This window comes from Confluentibacter citreus (assembly GCF_002807055.1).
In the GTDB taxonomy this organism is placed as follows: domain Bacteria; phylum Bacteroidota; class Bacteroidia; order Flavobacteriales; family Flavobacteriaceae; genus Confluentibacter; species Confluentibacter citreus.
Genome location: NZ_NIXN01000004.1, coordinates 239,549 through 257,636 on the forward strand (window position 1 = coordinate 239,549; position 18,088 = coordinate 257,636).

The window sequence follows — 18,088 nt, forward strand, 5'->3', positions numbered from 1 at the left end:
TTATAGAAAATGGTTGCGTCCCATTTCAAATATATTCGTATTATCTTCCTGTAATAAAAATATTATATATTTACAAAAATTAATAAACCCAAGTTTCATGAAAAAAATCAACCTATTTATCATTGCAATAGTTCTCGTTTTATACTCTTGTTCAAACGAAGAAGTTACACCTCTAATATCTTCGGATATTTTAGGCACATGGATTGCTACCTCTGTAGATTATGGTGGACAAACCGTTACAGAAGTTTCAGGACAAATTTTATCAAATACTTTTACTGGTGAAGGCTATGATATTGATTTTACGGTTACATTTAACGATTCTCCAAAGACTTATATTTCAGATGGGAGTTATAGTATTCATTTAACCAATACAGTTCTAGGACAAACTTATACTCAAGATATTGAAAATCTAGAATTTCTACAAGATGGCTCCTGGGAACAAAATGGCAATAAGCTTATAATTGAATCTCAAGGAGAAGAAACTGAAGGTACTATTGAGAAATTAACACAAAATGAATTAGTTCTATCTGTAGAAACCATTGAAGATTTATCGGAACAAGGAGCAACTATTATAAGCACCATAGTGGCTAAAGTGACGTTTGTAAGAAATAATTAAATATACATATTGATTTTTATTAAGAGAAATTTTCTAATTCCTAGTTAGAAGGTTATCTTTTTAGTTTCATTGCATTCAAAGCAAAATAGATTATTATGCCCGCATGCTGTTTTTGTATATTTGTTTAAATGCAATCCATATGGCAACTAAACTCACCGAACTTCTTAATATAAAATATCCCATAATACAAGCACCCATGTTTTTGGTTTCCAATACAGCTATGGTAAAGGAAGCTATGAAAAGTGGTATTGCTGGTTGTATTCCAGCACTTAATTATAGAACCTTGGAGGAATTAAAATCAGCTATCAATGAACTTAAATTAGCCAAAGTAGACGGTGGTTCCTTTGGATTTAATTTGATTGTAAACAAATCCAATTTAAAATTTAGAGAACAACTGCGTGTTATTTGTGAAGTCGGTTGTGATTTTATCATTACATCACTCGGAAGCCCCGAAGAAACGATAAATCAAGCACATAAATATGGTATAAAAGTATTTTGTGATGTGGTGGATTTACAATTCGCAAAAAAAGTAGAACATTTAGGTGCAGATGCTATTATCGCTGTTAATAATGAAGCGGGAGGCCACAGGGGCAATATGAGTCCGAAAGATTTAATAACAGAATTGGTCACGCATTGCAATATCCCCATCATATCAGCTGGCGGTGTAGGTTGTAAAGCGGATGTAGATAAAATGTTGAGTTATGGTGCAGCTGGGGTTTCAGTTGGGAGTCCATTTATAGCTTCGATAGAATCTGGTGTGACCAATGAATATAAACAAGCTTGCGTAGATTATGGTGCCAAAGATATTGTGATGACCGAACGTATTTCCGGCACACCTTGTACCGTCATCAATACACCATATGTTCAAAAAGTGGGCACTAAAACTACTTGGTTAGAATCCGTTTTAAACAGAAACAAAAAACTAAAAAAATGGGTAAAAATGCTTCGTTTTGCTAAAGGCATGCGGGATACCCAAAAAGCAGCGAATGAGGTCACTTATAAAACCGTTTGGGTGGCTGGACCAAGTATTGAACAGACAAAGGCTATATTGCCTGTAAGAGACATTGTGGCTAAATTAACAATGTAAAGATTATTTTTTTAGAGCCTCCACCAATTCCAATTGCTCCAAGCTTACATTGGTCGTAAACATGCCATAATTAACAACCGCTTTGTTTTTTTCGATTTTATCAATGCTTCCAATCGCGCGGCCATCTTCCATGCGGACTCTGTCACCGACTTTTAAAATGGCTTTGGGCTTCGGGGTTTCAATCGCTTTTTTCTTGGCTTCTTTCTTTTTTTCTCGAATGACTTCAACCACTTTTTCAGCTTCCTGCTTCACAGCTTCTTCTTTGGCTTTGATGACTTTTTTCTCTTTAACCGTGACTTTTTTGCGCTTGGAATTTTCTATTTGAACCAATTTAAAGAGTTCTGCCATCAATTCCCTTTTTTGATTGTTTTCAAAGTATTTTTCGGAAATGTCATTTATTTTTTGTCCTAAATAGATTAAGCGTTGGTTGCTATCATATAATTCTTGGTAGCTTTCCAGTTTCTTTTGGATTTTAAGATTGATTTCCTCAAGCTTATCAGCTTCTTCAATCTTTTTCTTTTCATTGAGTTTTAAGGAAGCCCCTGTTTTTTCGAGTTTGCTGCGTTCTTTTTGAAGCTTTGCAATGGTTTCATCAAACCGAACTTTACTACGTTCTATTTTCTTTTTCGCTCGATTAATAAGTCCGAACGGAATACCGTTTTTTTGCGCGACTTCAAACGTAAACGAACTTCCAGCTTGACCTATAACCAGTTTAAACATAGGTTCTAACGAGCGTTCATCAAAAAGCATGTTGGCATTCAACATATACGGCAACTCATTTGCCAACATTTTTAAATTCGAATAATGGGTAGTTATGATTCCAAAAGCCTCCCGATGGTAAAACTCTTCTAAAAACGTTTCAGCCAAGGCACCACCGAGTTCGGGATCACTTCCTGTTCCGAATTCATCAATCAGAAAAAGTGTATTATTGTTGCACTTCTTTAAGAAATAATTCATTTGTTTTAATCGGTAACTATAGGTGCTTAAATGGTTTTCAATGGATTGATTATCACCAATATCGCTTAAAATCCGATCAAATAAACACACTTTACTACGTTCATGAACAGGAATCAACAAGCCACTTTGCACCATAACTTGTAACAAGCCAACGGTTTTTAATGTAATGCTTTTTCCGCCGGCATTGGGACCGGAAATGACTATAATCCGTCCTTCAGCATTCAATTCTATAGTCTGCGGATAGGTTGTCTTGTTCTCATGTAGATGATTTAAATAAAGCAGTGGATGATAGGCATCACGTAAATAAATATGTCTGTCATCTGTTATTTCTGGAAGAATGCCATTCATGGAACGGGCATATTTTGCTTTGGCAGCAATGACATCGATATTGATTAAAAAAGTCTGATAATCTTCTAATAATGGTAAAAACGGACGGATATAATTAGTGACTTCTTTTAAAATACGAATGATTTCTTCTTGCGCTTCGTACTCTAAATTGTTCAGTTCCCTAGAATATTGCAAAGTGGTTTCAGGTTCCATATAAACAATGCTTCCCGTTTTACTGCCACCCATAATGGCACCTTTTACCTTACGGCGGTACATGGCTTTTACGGCTAAAACTCGTTTGTTGTCCACCACGGATTCTCGAATATCATCCAAATAATCCAATCCGTGATACATGTTAAGTGCCGAAGTAAAACTTTGATTTATTTTTCCTTTTATGTTGTTAATGGACTGGCGTAATTCAAAAAGTAGATGAGAGGCATTGTCTTTAACATCTCCAAATTTATCAACAATCGTATCTATTTTTTCAATGATGGCTTTGGTGACGTTAATATGCGAAGCGAAATCACTCAACGTTGGATAATAGTCCTCAAACTTATTTAAAAAGATAATAATCTCATTGACTGTTGATGATATAGAAGATATTTTTTTTAAACTATGAACTTCCAAATAGGTGTTTTCAATCTTTAAAAGCTTTAATTCTTTGGTGATGGCATCAAAACCATGATTGGGAATGCGGTTATCGTTGTAGAATGACGATAGATATTCATTCGTCAATTTAAGCGCATAAAGCAAGTCTTCCTTCGTTTTTAAAGGAGCAATTTGTAAGGCACTTTCATTACCTAAAGGTGTGACACAAAGCTCACTGACCTGCTTTAAAACAGTTGGAAATTCTATATCGCGTAATGTCTTTTCGTGAATGTGTATCATTAAGTTTTGTGAAATCTAATAAAAGGGCAAAGTTAAAAATTCTTTAGGTAAATCATTTGCATATAATTTATATTAAATCATGCTATTTTTGATATAATACCTTGTAAAAACTAAAACTTTTAGGTTCTTTGTAACATTAATTTCTATTACACTACAAATATTAAAAAATATAAATCATGAATTTTATAAAACGTGTATTATCGACAGTAGTCGGCATTTTTGTGTTTCTGTTTATTTGTTTCGGATTGCTCATTATAGTTGGATTGGTTATTGGGTCATCTTCAGAAGAAATTGTAACTGTAAAGCCTAATTCTGTATTAGAACTCACTTTAGATTTCCCCATAAAAGATTATGCGGGCAAAGTTGAGTTTAAAGATTATACTTTTTTGAACGAAGACAGAAAAAATGGTCTTTTTAATATTATTGATGCTATAGAATATGCTGCTACCGATGATAAAATCAAAGGGATTACGATTGATAATAGTTATATTGATGCTGGCATTACCCAAACCAAGGAAATCCGTGATGCCCTTTTAAAATTTAAAAAATCAGGGAAGTTTATTACGGCGTATTCCGATATATATACCCAAAAAGATTATTATTTAAGCTCTGTTGCAGATACTATTTATATGAATCCCGCTGGGACTTTAGAGTTTAAAGGCTTGTATTCTGAACAGTTGTATCTTAAAGACATTCAAGATAAAACAGGCTTAAAAATGGAAGTCATCCGCTACGGAAAATACAAAAGTGCCGTAGAACCTTTTTTGGTAAATGAAATGAGTGATGAAAATAGGGAACAAATAAGTGTGTACTTAAATTCCATATGGAAGCAAGTTAAAGAAGAGGTTTCGGAGAGCAGACACATTTCAGTTGCAAATTTAGATACCATAGCTGATAATCTTTTGGCTAGAAATGCCACGTTAGCGAAAAGCAACAATCTCATTGATAAAATAGCCTATTATGATGAATATATTCATGGTTTAAAAGTGGCCTTGAATGTCGACTATGATGATGATATTGAGCGCATCACTATTGAAGATTATGCCATTCACACAGCTAATAAACTAAAATCAAAGAGCAGTAAAAATAACATTGCGGTCATTTTTGCCGAAGGCGATATCATTTATGGTGAAGGTGATGAGAATAGTGTCGGACAAGGCACAATGAGTATGGCCTTAAAAGAAGCTAGGGAAGACGACAAAGTAAAAGCCATTGTATTGCGTATTAACTCTCCGGGGGGTGATGCTTTGGCTAGCGAACTAATCTGGAGGGAGATTGAACTGACCAAAAAAACAAAGCCTGTTATTGTGTCTATGGGTGATTTGGCTGCTTCTGGGGGGTATTATATAGCTTGCAATGCCGATAAAATCATTGCAGAACCAACAACTATTACAGGAAGCATTGGCGTTTTTGGCATGTTGCCCAATGGTAAGGAATTAGCTGATAGTTGGGGTATTAATGCAGAACAAGTGGTAACCAATAAAAATGCCGTAACATACAGCTTTTTTGAGCCTTTAAGTGAAACACAACATGACTTTATTAAAGAAGGTGTTGTTGATATTTATGAATTGTTTACAAAGCGCGTAGCTGATGGCAGAAACATGAGCCAAGATGATGTTAAAATAATAGCAGAAGGACGTGTATGGACAGGTGCAGATGCTATAAATAATGGTTTGGTGGATGAATTAGGTGGTTTGGATGTAGCTTTAAAAAGAGCCGCCGAAGCTGCCAATATTGAAGATTACAAAATCAAGGAACTGCCTATTTTTGAAAAAGACTTAGATAAAATATTAAGAGGTTTTGGTTTGGTTAAAACCAAAGAAGATATCTTAAAAGAAGAGTTGGGTGAGGAAAATTATAAGATTCTTAAAAAAGTTAAATCCATGACAGAAAAAAAAGGGGTGCAGTTATTGTTTCCTTATAGCATAGATATTAAATAGAAATAAAATTTTCGTAAGATTTATCTTTTTTTTTCATAAATTTGGAAAAAGCATCATTGTTTTGAAGTTTTTTAAATTTTGATAAAATTTATGAAAAAAGCCATCTCTTACTTTCTAATATTTATCGTTTTAACATCATTTGCGGTTTTAAATAGGAGCCTTGTTGCTGAATTGGTTGAGGAAAAACTCAAAAATTACTCCGAAACCGAATGGCCCGAAAAAATTTATGTACAAACAGATAAACCTTATTATTCCTTAGATGATAACATTTGGTTTAATGGTTATTTAGTTAATGGCGTTACCCATGCCAAAAGCACAAAAAGCTTGGTAGTTTATGTAGAGCTTATCAATGATAGAGACAGCATCATTGATAAAAAGAAATTCTTTACCGAGGATATTAGCTTTTCAGGTGATTTTAAGATAGATAAAAATTGGGAATCGGGAAGTTACTTGCTTAGGGCTTATACCAACTACATGAGAAATAATGAGCCAGATTATTTTTTTCAAAAAGAACTTTTTATATGGTCCCCGGACAATACTAACGATTCAAGTTTAACAGAAACAATTGGAGATCCTGAGGTTTTAATCTCTGAGAAACCAGATCTGAATTTTTACCCCGAAGGAGGCCATTTAGTAGAGAATATAAGGGGCAAAGTAGCTGTAAAAGTTAAAAATGATTTATACAATAAAATAAACCTTTCCTCTTTTGTTACCGATAGTGATAATAATGTTGTTTCCCAATTTTCAACAACCGAATTTGGTCTCGGTTTCTTTTCGTTCGTTCCCGAACCAAACAAATCATACTATGCCCATGTTGAAGTTAATGGCTCAGAATATAAGTATCCATTGCCCAAAGCATTACCAAAGGGCTATACTCTAAACGTTACAAATAATGAGGGCCATTTTTTGGTAAATGTAAAATCGAATATACCCTTAGGCTTAAAGGGTTCTTATTTTGTGGCGCACCAACGTGGTCATATGATATTCAAAAAGCTGGAATCTGAAGCCGTAAATGATTATACGCTAAAGTTGTTTACCCATGAACTCAAAGATGGCGTAGTCACTTTAACATTGTTTGACCCCAACGGAAACCCTGTTTGCGAACGTTTAATTTTTGTAGATAATATAGATAATAAAGGTATTATAGAGATAACAAAAGCTAAAGAGAAAGTAGGGGTAAGGGAGAAAATCGCTTTAAATATTTCTACAAAAGATGTTGGTGGCAATACGTTGCCAAGCCAATTATCTATGAGTGTAAGGGATATGAATGCCTTACCATATAATAATAGGCAAGACAATATTAAAACATGGTTATTGCTCAACTCAGATTTAAGAGGAGAAGTCAAGGATCCTGGCTATTTTTTTACCAAGGATGCCGATTTTAGGACAAGGTTTCTTTTAGACCTGGTTATGATGACCCATGGCTGGAGGCGATTTACATGGCAAAATTTATTGCATCGTGAAGAGGCGGCTGATAAATTTCCTATCGAAAAAGGGATCACTATTTCTGGAACTACCAAATTGTTAAAAAAGCCCTATACCATTACTAGTGCGGCTACAAGGTTAACTTTTTTAGGAGATATATTATCCCAAGAACCAGTTCAAAAATCCAATTCGCAAGGAAAATTTAGTTTTGGCCCTTTTGTATTTTTTGATTCCATACCCATGATGATTGAATCGAGACTTACAGATTTTCAATCAAAGGAGTTAAATGATAGGAATGTTGAAATCCTTATTGATAAAGACAATTACCAAAGTCCAGGAGTAAATAGAAGTACTGTTTTAAAAAATAAAAGCGCTAATGAAACCCAGATTGCTAATTTTCTAAAAATGTCCCAATACATCAATCAGATTAATGCTGAATATGATAAAGATGTGGAAAGGTTGGAAGAAGTAACCGTGATTGCAGAAAGAAAAAGTATGTTACAGGAACGGCAAAAAGAAATGGACAATAGGGCTCTACATGGTGGATCGGCAAATACTAGGATAGATGTAGAAACTCGTAAATTGGATGAGTACGGAGCATTTACTGGCCGTAATCCGATAGACGCTTTAGTCGAGGTAATGGTTCCTGGCAGTAATCGAATGAGCTCACTATCTAATGATCATCCTACAGGTAGAATGTATTTATTAAATAACATGAAGGTAGATGTTGATGCCGTAGAGTCAATACCTTTACAGATGATTTCCTTTATAGATGTGCTTAAACCACCAGATGCACTTATGTACACTAGCCAGAATATTTGGGTTATTGCTGTTTATACCCGAGAAGGAGCAAGGGTTTTCGATGAGAAACGTAAACCAGGCATCACCGATTTTAAAGCCAAAGGATTTTATACAGCCAAGGAGTTTTATGCACCAGACTATAGTAAAGAATCCCATACTGTCATGAAAGCCGATGTTAGGACTACACTGCATTGGGAACCTAACATTAGGACTACATCGCAAAATCCTTCGAAGGACATTTCGTTCTTTACCAGTGATACTAAAGGTGATTATATTATAGAGATTGAAGGTATTTCAGATTCTGGTATACCATTGCATGAAATCACTACCTTTTCAGTGCAATAAAATAATTTCTTTTAATGTATTTTTGCCATTATGATTACAAACGAGCAATTTGCAGAGCTTACTAAAAGAAGTAAAAAACTAAAAACCTATTTAGAGATTGACAAAAAACAAATCCTGATTCAGAATGAAGAGGAAAAAGTTGCCAATCCAGCGTTTTGGAACGACCCCAAAGGGGCAGAAATAATAATGAAAAATCTGCGCTCATTAAAAAAATGGGTACAGGATTATCACACCATTGCCACTCAAATTGAAGAGCTGGAAATTCTTTTGGAATATTATAGAGAAGGTGAGGCCACTGAAAAGGAAATCAATGAGTTACAAAGCAAAGTCGTTTTACTTTTAGAAGAAGTAGAATTTAGAAACATGCTTTCTGATGAAGGTGATAGTTTAAGTGCTGTTTTACAAATCACGGCAGGCGCAGGTGGTACCGAAAGTTGCGATTGGGCAAGTATGCTTATGCGTATGTACTTGATGTTTGCCGAAAAAAGTGGTTATAAAGTGAAAGAACTCAACTTTCAGGAAGGCGATGTGGCAGGTATTAAAACCGTTACTTTAGAGATTGAGGGCGATTTTGCCTTTGGTTGGCTAAAAGGTGAAAACGGTGTGCACCGATTGGTGCGTATTTCTCCCTTTGATAGCAATGCCAAACGCCATACCAGTTTTGCTTCCGTTTATGTATATCCGTTGGTTGATGATACTATTGAAATAGAAATCAATCCAGCTGATATAGAAATCACCACCGCACGTTCTAGTGGTGCTGGCGGACAAAATGTGAATAAAGTAGAAACAAAAGTACAGTTAACGCATAAACCCACAGGCATTCAAATTTCTTGTTCAGAGACGCGTTCGCAACACGATAATAGGGCGAGAGCGCTTCAAATGTTGAAATCGCAACTTTATGAAATTGAGCTTCAAAAGCAATTATCCCAACGAGAAGACATTGAAGCAGGAAAAATGAAAATAGAGTGGGGCAGCCAAATTAGAAATTATGTGTTACATCCTTATAAATTGATTAAAGATGTTAGGACAGGTCATGAAACGGGTAATGTCGATACGGTTTTGAATGGTGACATTACGCCATTTTTAAAAGCCTATTTAATGACTATGGGACAAAAAGAAGAAGCTCCAGATTCTTTGTAAATTTATGAAACAGATTGATACTATTATATTCGACCTAGGTGGTGTGTTGATTGATTGGAATCCAGAATACGTTTTTTTGGATGTTTTTAATGGTGACAGACAAAAAATGAGGTGGTTTTTTGATACCATTTGCACGCATGATTGGAATGAAAACCAAGATGCTGGCTACCCAATCAGTCAAGCTACGGAAGATTTAGTGTTACGTTTTCCAGATTATGAAACTGAAATAAGAGCTTTTTACGGCAGATGGGAAGACATGCTCGGGGGCGCTATTCATGGAACGGTTGACATTCTTGAAAAACTCATCGCTTCAAAAAAATATAAAGTCGTTGCATTGACCAATTGGAGTCACGAAACGTTCCCAATCGCTTTAGATCGATTCGAATTTTTACATTGGTTTGAAGGCATATTGGTGTCTGGTGTAGAAAAAACAAGAAAACCGTTTGAGGAGATTTATCATTTAACACTCAACCGTTTCGACATAAAAGCTGAAAATGCGGTGTTTATTGATGATAATTTACGCAATATTGAAGCAGCGAATAGATTAAATATCAACGGCATTCATTTTAAAAATCCAGATCTGCTTTTAGAACAATTAAAAGCCTACAACATTCACTTATAATGATTAAAATATATCACAATAACCGATGCAGCAAATCACGCAGCGGATTGGAAGTTCTTGAAAAATCTGGAAAGCCTTTTGAAATTATTAAATATCTAGAAGATGTCCCAACTGAAAAAGAGTTAAAGGACATTATTAAACTTCTGGGTATAAAGCCTATTGATTTGGTTAGACAAAATGAATCCATTTGGAAAGAGAATTTCAAAGGAAAAGATTTGAGTGATAGTGAGATTATAAAAGCTATGATTCAAAATCCGAAGCTTATTGAACGTCCCATTGTGATTAATGGTAATAAAGCCGTGATTGGCAGACCAACCGTAGCTATTTTAGAGATTATTTAGAAGTTTTTATACCATCCATTTCCAATCCAAAAAACAATAACTTATGAAATGTTGGTAGCATGGCGCCCGTTTCTGTAGTTGTCCAATCCGTCCAAGTAGCTTCAAGGCCATCAATAGGTAAAATGGATGCCCAAATTTTAAAACTAATCGGTTTCCCTGTCTCATCTAGTTCCCATAAATAGGAGTCGCCCGGAGTATCTCCACCAGAATTGTAGGTGACCAATAAAGAATTATCGCCCACCAATTTTCTATCAACATCTTTATTAAAAACAGTGTAAGGGGCTGTAAGCCAAAAAGAATCGTTATAAAAATATTTTAATGCTTTTTCCTTAAGTTCTTTAGCGATGTCGTTTTCCACCTTAAAACTATGCACATAGGCTTTGCTTAAATCAGGATTGTTTAGATTGAGGGTGACTCTAAATTCTTTCCAATATACATCACAAATATGGTTTTGTTTTTGCCATTCGTAATGATGTCTGTTTTTAAAATCCCACTCAATATAATTGGTGTTTTCATAAGCTTCATGATTTAGGGAATTCAGCATTTTTTGTGCTAACATATCCGCTTTTTCTCCTGAAACGCCCATAGGTAAATCTTCATTATATTTAAATAAAACATATCCAAAAAGTAACAGACTGGGAAGAGTGAAAAAGATAATGATACCAGTAATTATTTTGAAAATGCTTTTAGATTTGGCGGTCATTACATTAGTTATCTTTTTGTTAGATAAGGTTTTACGAGTTCTAAAATATTAAATACGATTGACCTGTTCAAAGAATAATGTTAAAATCCGTTACAAGTAGCATCACTTCGATTATCGGTAATATCATTTGCATTTAATCTATGAAAAGAGAATTCTAACGAGCGTATATTTTTGATAATTCCTTTAATTTCTGCTTTGAAGAGAGGATGAGTTCTTCAAAAAAGTGTATGAATTCTGCTTCAAACGATTCGTAAAAAACTTCCAATTCGTAAACGGCCTCATTCATTCCAGAGCGATTTTTTGTTCGTCGGTTCATCCCTTCCAACACCCTAGAAATGCCATCAATAGACGCATAACTTAAAAGCCAATTATCAGCCATCATAAATGGCATCATTTTTTGGATGCCCATAGGTAGTAAATCATAATGTTCTTCTAAGGAATTATAAAAATTTTCAGCATAATCTTCTAAGGGAACATCAGAATACAAATGCCAATTTTTAGCCAAAAAGTGGTCGTATAAAATATCGACAATAATCCCAGAATAATGCCCGTATTTTTCATGTAAACGCTTCGTACTTTGCCTAACGGTTTCGTGGGCATCCGTAAAGGTATCTATATGCCGGTGCAATAAAATACCGATTTGAAACTCTTTATTGAAATTCTTATAGTCGTTGCCCTTAATGCCATCAGCAATAAAATTTCCAATAGTAACCAAGTCGTTGTCCCCTGAGAGATAAATATGTGCTAGAAAATTCATTGGTGTAATTTACAAATTGCAATTCTAGATTTACAATTTATTACTATTATATTTGTTAAAAATACGAAACTACATATGACACTTATAAAATCAATTTCAGGAATTAGAGGAACAATTGGCGGACATGTTGGCGATAACCTAACACCTATCGATGCCGTTAAATTTGCAGCCGCTTATGGGGTTTGGATTAAGCAACAGCGTGATAAAGACAGCTACAGAGTAGTTGTTGGAAGGGATGCTCGAATTTCTGGGGAAATGATTCAAAATTTGGTGATGAATACGTTAGTCGGACTCGGAATCCACGTTATTGATTTGGGATTATCCACTACACCTACGGTGGAAATGGCGGTGCCCATGGAACATGCTGATGGTGGTATCATTCTAACGGCAAGCCATAACCCAAAACAATGGAACGCTTTAAAATTACTGAATAATGAAGGCGAGTTTTTAAATGCTAATGAAGGTGCTAAAATTTTAGAGATTGCCGAAGGTGATACCATTGCTTTTGCCGATGTTGATAGCTTGGGAAAAATAACCAAAAACAAAGCTTATTTTGATTTACATATTATTGAGGTGTTGGATTTAGAGTTGGTAAATGTGCAAGCCATTGAAAATGCCAAATTTAAAGTAGTGGTTGATGGTGTAAACTCAACGGGTGGTATTGTGATTCCGTTACTTTTGGAACGTTTGGGTGTGCATGTGGTGAAATTGTACTGCGAGCCAAATGGTGAGTTTCCACATAATCCAGAACCATTGAAAGAACATTTAACTGATTTGTCCAAAAAAGTGGTGGAGACGGGAGCGGATTTAGGCATTGTGGTCGATCCAGACGTGGACCGTTTGGCGTTCATGGACGAAAATGGCGAGATGTTCGGAGAGGAATATACCTTGGTGGCTTGTGCCGATTATGTGCTGAGTAGAACACCAGGAAATACCGTCAGCAATATGAGTTCTACAAGAGCATTAAGGGATGTCACCGAAAAACATGGTGGCATGTATGAAGCAAGTGCCGTTGGCGAGGTGAATGTGGTAAGTTTAATGAAAAAAAATAAGGTTGTTATTGGTGGCGAAGGTAATGGAGGCATTATTTATCCTGAGTCTCATTATGGGCGCGATGCCTTAGTGGGGATTGCTTTGTTCTTAAGTTTGTTGGCGGATAAAAAAATGAGTGTTAGCGAACTGAGAAAGACCTACCCAAATTACTTTATGAGTAAAAAAAAGATAGAATTAACACCTAGTTTGGACGTAGATGACATTTTAAAAACCATTGAAAATCGTTACCAAAACGAGCAATTAACCACCATTGATGGGGTTAAAATAGACTTTTCTGAAAGTTGGGTGCATTTGCGTAAGAGTAATACAGAACCTATTGTTAGAATATACACAGAAGCCAAATCACAACAAGAAGCAGATACTTTGGCGGATAGATTTATTAAGGAAATTGGTGAGATTGCCGGTGTTTAACTTTTTCTAAAAAATATTTCTATTTATAAAAACAGAAATTCAGAAGTGAAATTAAAACGAAGAAGAAAATTAGTAACCTATTTAAACATTTTAGACCAACCAGTAAGGTTCAATCCTTTTGTTTTTAGCCGAACTTTTTTATTGTGGGCTTTTTTAGGATTAATTGGTGGAGTTATAGCTGGAATCTATTGGATTGGACTTGAATATTTGACTCATGCATTAGCATTTTTTGAAGACTGGAAAGTAATCCCTGTGATGGCAACTTGTGGGCTATTAGCAGGTTTGATAATTCATTTCATTGGTGATCCAGGAGAAATACATTTGATTGTAAATAATATCCGTTTTAATAAAGGGAAACTTGATCCTAAAAATAATCCATCAATGATTCTTTCTTCTTTATTGTGCGTAGCATCTGGAGGAAGTTTAGGTCCAGAAGCTCCTTTAGTTCAAGTTACAGGTTCAACAGGCACCTGGATAGGAAAATTATTCAGATTAAAGGGGGAAGAATTAAGGTCATTAAGTATAGCTGGAATGGCTTCGGGTTTTACGGCATTATTTGGAGCTCCTTTGGGTGGGAGTCTGTTTTCGTTAGAAATACTTCACCATAAACACGCAGTTGAATATTATAAAGCCATTATTCCTGCATTTGTGGCAAGTTGTTTTAGCTACTTGGTATTTGCTTTAATCATTCATTTAGGTCTAGGACCGATATGGGATTTGTCCGCGTATGAATATTCAGGAATATTTGATTTTGGTTATGCGGTTTTATTTGCCATAATTGGTGCTCTTTTTGGATGGGGCTTTATTTTCTGTACTAAATTTTTCAAATCAATTTTCGAAAAAAGACCCATCCCCATTTATATTAAAACCCTAATAGGTGGTATTCTACTTGGTATCATCGCATTTTATTTTCCAATAACGCGATATTTCGGGCATCACGAAATCAACGAATTATTAGCAGGCCATTTTTCTTTGACGTTATTGTTTGCCATTTTGATTTTTAAAATAATAGCTATTTCCATAACTGTGACATCAGGTTGGAGAGGAGGATTTATAATTCCCTTGTTCTTTGTAGGAGCAACATTGGGACTCATAATTCATCAATTATTTCCGTCAATAAATCTTTCATTAGCAATTGTCAGCTGTATGGCGGCCATTAATGCTTGTGTGACTCGAACACCAATGAGTACAACAATTTTATTAGCGACTTTAACGGGCTTCGGACATTTTGTACCAATCTTATTTGCGAGTTTGACAGGTTATTTTTTAGCACCAAGAATACCTTTTATACATTCTCAAATGGATAAAGAATGAAATACTTCCTAGAAAATTTAGTATTGGTAAGTTTTCATTGATATTTCTTAAATTTCTGGTCTTTAATTTATTGTAAATTATATTTGTTTATTTAGCTTTATCCAGATGTTGGTAATCATTAATAAAATAATCAATAATAAGATGAGGGATACTCTTATTGTTTTTAGTTTAGCTTTTTTATCATGGATGTCATGTAAAGAAAAAGAAATACCAACCGCTAATAAAATGGAAGTAGTAAGAGATAGTTTGGACTTCAAAAGTGGCTATTCAGAAGTGAATGGACTTAAAATGTATTATGAAATATATGGTCAAGGCAAACCTCTTGTTTTAATCCACGGTGGAGGTTCTACCATTCAGTCAAATTTTGAAAAGATTATTCCATTATTAGCTAAAAATAGAAAAGTGATAGCTATGGAATTGCAAGCTCATGGCAGGACAAACGATAGAAATACAGAAACATCATTTGAACAAGATGCTGATGATGTAGCTACACTTCTCAAAAACCTAAAAATTGATAGAGCTGATTTTTTAGGTTTCAGCAACGGCGGTACAACGACGCTACAAATTGCGATGCGCCTTCCTGAAATCGTTGACAAAATTATTTTAGGTTCGGCTCTTGCCAAACGTAACGGCGTTCCTGAACAATTTTGGGGATTTATGGAACAAGCAAGATTGGAAAATATGCCACAGCAATTAAAAGAAGCTTATTTAAAAGTGTCCCCAGACCTAAATGGTTTGCAAATGATGCATGATAGAGATGCCAAAAGAATGATTAACTTTAAAGATATTTCTGATGAACAAATCAAATCTATTAAAGCTCATACTTTGCTTATAATTGGCGATAAAGATGTGATTACCCCAGAACATGCTATTGAGATGCACAGACAAATTACTAATTCCGAATTGGCAATCATTCCAGGAGGGCACGGAGACTATATAGGAGAAGTAACAACCTTAAAATCTGATTTTAAAGAGCGTGATTTAGTTGTACCAATGATTGAAAAATTTCTCAATAAAAAAGCGAATTAGTTTTTTCCCGATGCATCCAAAATTAATATTGAGGATATTTCAATAACATAACGTCATTACGAAGGAGGCACGACTGAAGTAATCTCATGAAATTTACTAAAAAATGTTAAACAGATTGCTTCACTGCGTTCGCAATGACGGAAGCAATTAGCGAGTATTGCTCTCCCGATGTTTCCACCGTTTATGCGTCCAAAAATAATATTGGGAAATTAGAAGTATTGTTAATTAATTACTAAAGCCATACACGATTAGAGTTATTTTAAGCTTATTTGTAATTCGTATAAACAAACTGACAAGATATGAAAAAAATAATCTACATAATTTTCCTAATGTGTGGAATAAATTCACTTCTTGCACAAGTGGAGCAACATGTTTATGAGTTAATTGCCATAAATAATTTGCTAACAAAACAAGTAAAAGAAGTATTAGACAAAAATTTGGTATATAAAAAAGTGGTTTTCTTGGGAGAATCAGAACATCACATTGGTTCAGAATTTTTAGTTAAAACAGAATTTGTTAAGTACTTAGTAGTTGAGAAGGGATACAAGGATATTGCTTTTGAAAGTGATTTTTTTGGATTATTATTTGAACATGATAAAAAGAATATTTTAAGTATTTGGTCTCATTCTGTACAATGCCAAGAGCTTTTTGAATTTTTAGAAAAAAATAATGTAACTATCTGGGGGTTTGATAATCAAATGTTTTCTCCATATGCATATTTCAATTTCTCAAAAAACTTAGAAGAATTTTTAAATGAAAATAAAATTGGATATGATAAAAGACTTATTGAACTTTCAGATTTAGTAGTTAAAAGTAGATTTAAACTTAAAAAAAAGGTAAGTAAAAAAGATTTAGAATATTTAACAGTGACAATTGATAGACTTTTAAGTAATATAAAAATCCAATCAAACTCTATGTGGAATCATATTTTAAAAAGTTTCAAAACCACAATTCCAATGCTTACAGCGAAAAATGATATTGAAGGAATAGCCATAAGAGATGCCCAAATGGCAAAAAACTTAGACTTTCTAATCAAAACTATGCCGGATAAAAAATTTATAGTTTGGCTGGCTAATGCCCATATGACAAAATATGAGTATGATTTTATGAAAGGACAAACTATGGGAGGCCAATTTGTAAAGCTAAACCCTGAAATATCATATCATATAGCCGTATCTACCATATATATGCCTTATAGAAGTGGTATTGAGAAATTAAGTGAGGATAAAGAGAATCTATTGCACTTTTTACCATCAGTAAAGAATAATTATTTTATTGATTCAAAACAGTTAATAGTAGATTATCCTGAATTTTCTGAAAAGGAGTATCACGGAATGTTTAATCTAAGGAAAAATAAAACAAATTGGTTTAAGCATTTTGATGCGCTTGTATTTATATCAAAAGGAGAAAAAGTGAAATTTTTAGAATGATTGATTATTTATTAGTATTCTCCCGATGTTTCCACCGTTTATGCGTCCAAAAATAATATTCTGGGGCCTCATAAATTTGTTTTTCAACTTCAGCCAAAAACATATCAGTTAATTGGTAATCTTTATATTCTTTCGGGTTTTCAGCAAGTGTCATAATTTCAGCTTCATAAAAACCACGTTTCACTTTGGTCACTTTTAGGTAAGCCGTTGTTAAATCCAGTTTTTTTGCCAATCGTTCTGCACCTGTAAAGCAGGGTACTTTTACACCCATAAACCCTCCCCAATACACATCTTTGGTCAGTCGTGGGGATTGGTCACTTAAAAAACCGGTAATGGTTCTAATATTTTTAGCTTCATGGTCATTAATAACGCTAATGATTTCTTTGGTGCTTATTAAATCGGTGTTGAATTTGGAACGGATGTTTTTTACCAACCTATCAAAATATCTGTTTGCAAGCGGCTTATAAACAGCCAAACCTTTAAAATTAATATATTGCTGAAGGACGATAGACCATTCCCAACTGGCATAATGCCCAAAAATTAAAATGATGCTTTTATTTAAAGATTCCAAACGTTTAAACTCTTCTGGATTGGTGATTTTAAAACGTTTTTTTAGTTCGCTTTCAGAAATGGTCATGGTTTTAGTCATTTCTAAGAACATATCACTTAAATGATGATAGAATGCCTTTCTAATGGTTGCAATTTTCTTTTCCGATTTCTCAGGAAAGACCAATTTCAAGTTTTGGGTCACGGTTTTTTTTCTATAGCCAATAATGTAATACAACAATAAATAAACACCATCGGATACCAAATACAACAATCGAAAAGGTAATATGGAAACAAGCCACAAAAAAGGATAAACTAAAATATAAACTAGAAATTGCATGAATTAATTTTAGATT

The 18,088-nt window shown here is 34.4% G+C and carries 15 protein-coding genes; 11 read left to right on the forward strand and 4 right to left on the reverse strand.

What is annotated here, in order from left to right; all coding sequences use genetic code 11:
• Nucleotides 1-97: 97 nt before the first annotated feature.
• Both CDH49_RS10175 and CDH49_RS10180 read left to right on the forward strand, forming a co-directional pair.
• Complete coding sequence (locus tag CDH49_RS10175; RefSeq protein ID WP_100615405.1) at nucleotides 98-616, forward strand: hypothetical protein; 519 nt, start codon at nucleotides 98-100, stop codon at nucleotides 614-616.
• Between the two features lie 139 nt (nucleotides 617-755).
• Nucleotides 756-1,703, forward strand: coding sequence for an NAD(P)H-dependent flavin oxidoreductase (locus CDH49_RS10180; RefSeq protein ID WP_100615406.1), 948 nt, complete (start codon nucleotides 756-758; stop codon nucleotides 1,701-1,703).
• A 3-nt stretch (nucleotides 1,704-1,706) separates the two neighbouring features.
• Here the strand turns inward: CDH49_RS10180 and CDH49_RS10185 are convergent, their stop codons facing one another.
• Nucleotides 1,707-3,875, reverse strand: coding sequence for an endonuclease MutS2 (locus tag CDH49_RS10185; protein ID WP_100615407.1), 2,169 nt, complete (start codon nucleotides 3,873-3,875; stop codon nucleotides 1,707-1,709).
• Nucleotides 3,876-4,051: 176 nt separating this feature from the next.
• Here CDH49_RS10185 and sppA point away from each other — a divergent pair, with 176 nt between their 5' ends.
• From sppA to arsC, 5 genes are all read left to right on the forward strand, one after another.
• Nucleotides 4,052-5,815, forward strand: coding sequence for a signal peptide peptidase SppA (gene sppA, locus CDH49_RS10190; RefSeq protein ID WP_100615408.1), 1,764 nt, complete (start codon nucleotides 4,052-4,054; stop codon nucleotides 5,813-5,815).
• 90 nt (nucleotides 5,816-5,905) lie between these two features.
• A complete protein-coding gene (locus tag CDH49_RS10195; protein WP_100615409.1) occupies nucleotides 5,906-8,386 on the forward strand; it encodes a hypothetical protein in 2,481 nt (826 codons plus the stop codon).
• A gap of 30 nt (nucleotides 8,387-8,416) precedes the next feature.
• Complete coding sequence (prfB, locus tag CDH49_RS10200) at nucleotides 8,417-9,526, forward strand: peptide chain release factor 2 (protein ID WP_100615410.1); 1,110 nt, start codon at nucleotides 8,417-8,419, stop codon at nucleotides 9,524-9,526.
• A gap of 4 nt (nucleotides 9,527-9,530) precedes the next feature.
• Nucleotides 9,531-10,148: an HAD family hydrolase gene (locus CDH49_RS10205; RefSeq protein ID WP_100615411.1), complete on the forward strand. Its 618-nt coding sequence runs from the start codon at nucleotides 9,531-9,533 to the stop codon at nucleotides 10,146-10,148.
• Nucleotides 10,148-10,489, forward strand: a complete 342-nt coding sequence (arsC, locus tag CDH49_RS10210; protein ID WP_100615412.1) for an arsenate reductase (glutaredoxin) — start codon at nucleotides 10,148-10,150, stop codon at nucleotides 10,487-10,489. The genes CDH49_RS10205 and arsC overlap by 1 nt, the downstream gene beginning before the upstream one ends.
• Here the strand turns inward: arsC and CDH49_RS10215 are convergent.
• Together CDH49_RS10215 and CDH49_RS10220 are read right to left on the reverse strand one after the other, a co-directional pair.
• Nucleotides 10,482-11,192, reverse strand: coding sequence for a hypothetical protein (locus tag CDH49_RS10215; protein WP_100615413.1), 711 nt, complete (start codon nucleotides 11,190-11,192; stop codon nucleotides 10,482-10,484). The genes arsC and CDH49_RS10215 overlap by 8 nt on opposite strands.
• Before the next feature lie 154 nt (nucleotides 11,193-11,346).
• Complete coding sequence (locus CDH49_RS10220) at nucleotides 11,347-11,949, reverse strand: acyl carrier protein phosphodiesterase (RefSeq protein WP_100615414.1); 603 nt, start codon at nucleotides 11,947-11,949, stop codon at nucleotides 11,347-11,349.
• A gap of 75 nt (nucleotides 11,950-12,024) precedes the next feature.
• Between CDH49_RS10220 and glmM the strand changes: the two genes are divergently transcribed.
• From glmM to CDH49_RS10240, 4 genes are all read left to right on the forward strand, one after another.
• Nucleotides 12,025-13,413: a phosphoglucosamine mutase gene (gene glmM, locus CDH49_RS10225; RefSeq protein WP_100615415.1), complete on the forward strand. Its 1,389-nt coding sequence runs from the start codon at nucleotides 12,025-12,027 to the stop codon at nucleotides 13,411-13,413.
• 45 nt (nucleotides 13,414-13,458) lie between these two features.
• Nucleotides 13,459-14,727 (forward strand): chloride channel protein, encoded by a 1,269-nt coding sequence (locus CDH49_RS10230; protein WP_100615416.1) that lies wholly within the window; start codon nucleotides 13,459-13,461, stop codon nucleotides 14,725-14,727.
• 141 nt (nucleotides 14,728-14,868) lie between these two features.
• Nucleotides 14,869-15,756, forward strand: coding sequence for an alpha/beta fold hydrolase (locus CDH49_RS10235; RefSeq protein ID WP_204524820.1), 888 nt, complete (start codon nucleotides 14,869-14,871; stop codon nucleotides 15,754-15,756).
• Between the two features lie 299 nt (nucleotides 15,757-16,055).
• Nucleotides 16,056-17,186 carry a TraB/GumN family protein gene (locus CDH49_RS10240; RefSeq protein WP_157805297.1) on the forward strand — a complete coding sequence of 377 codons (1,131 nt, stop codon included), beginning with the start codon at nucleotides 16,056-16,058 and terminating at the stop codon, nucleotides 17,184-17,186.
• A gap of 4 nt (nucleotides 17,187-17,190) precedes the next feature.
• Here CDH49_RS10240 and CDH49_RS10245 read toward each other — a convergent pair whose 3' ends face one another.
• Nucleotides 17,191-18,072, reverse strand: a complete 882-nt coding sequence (locus tag CDH49_RS10245; RefSeq protein WP_100615418.1) for a lysophospholipid acyltransferase family protein — start codon at nucleotides 18,070-18,072, stop codon at nucleotides 17,191-17,193.
• Nucleotides 18,073-18,088: the final 16 nt, after the last annotated feature.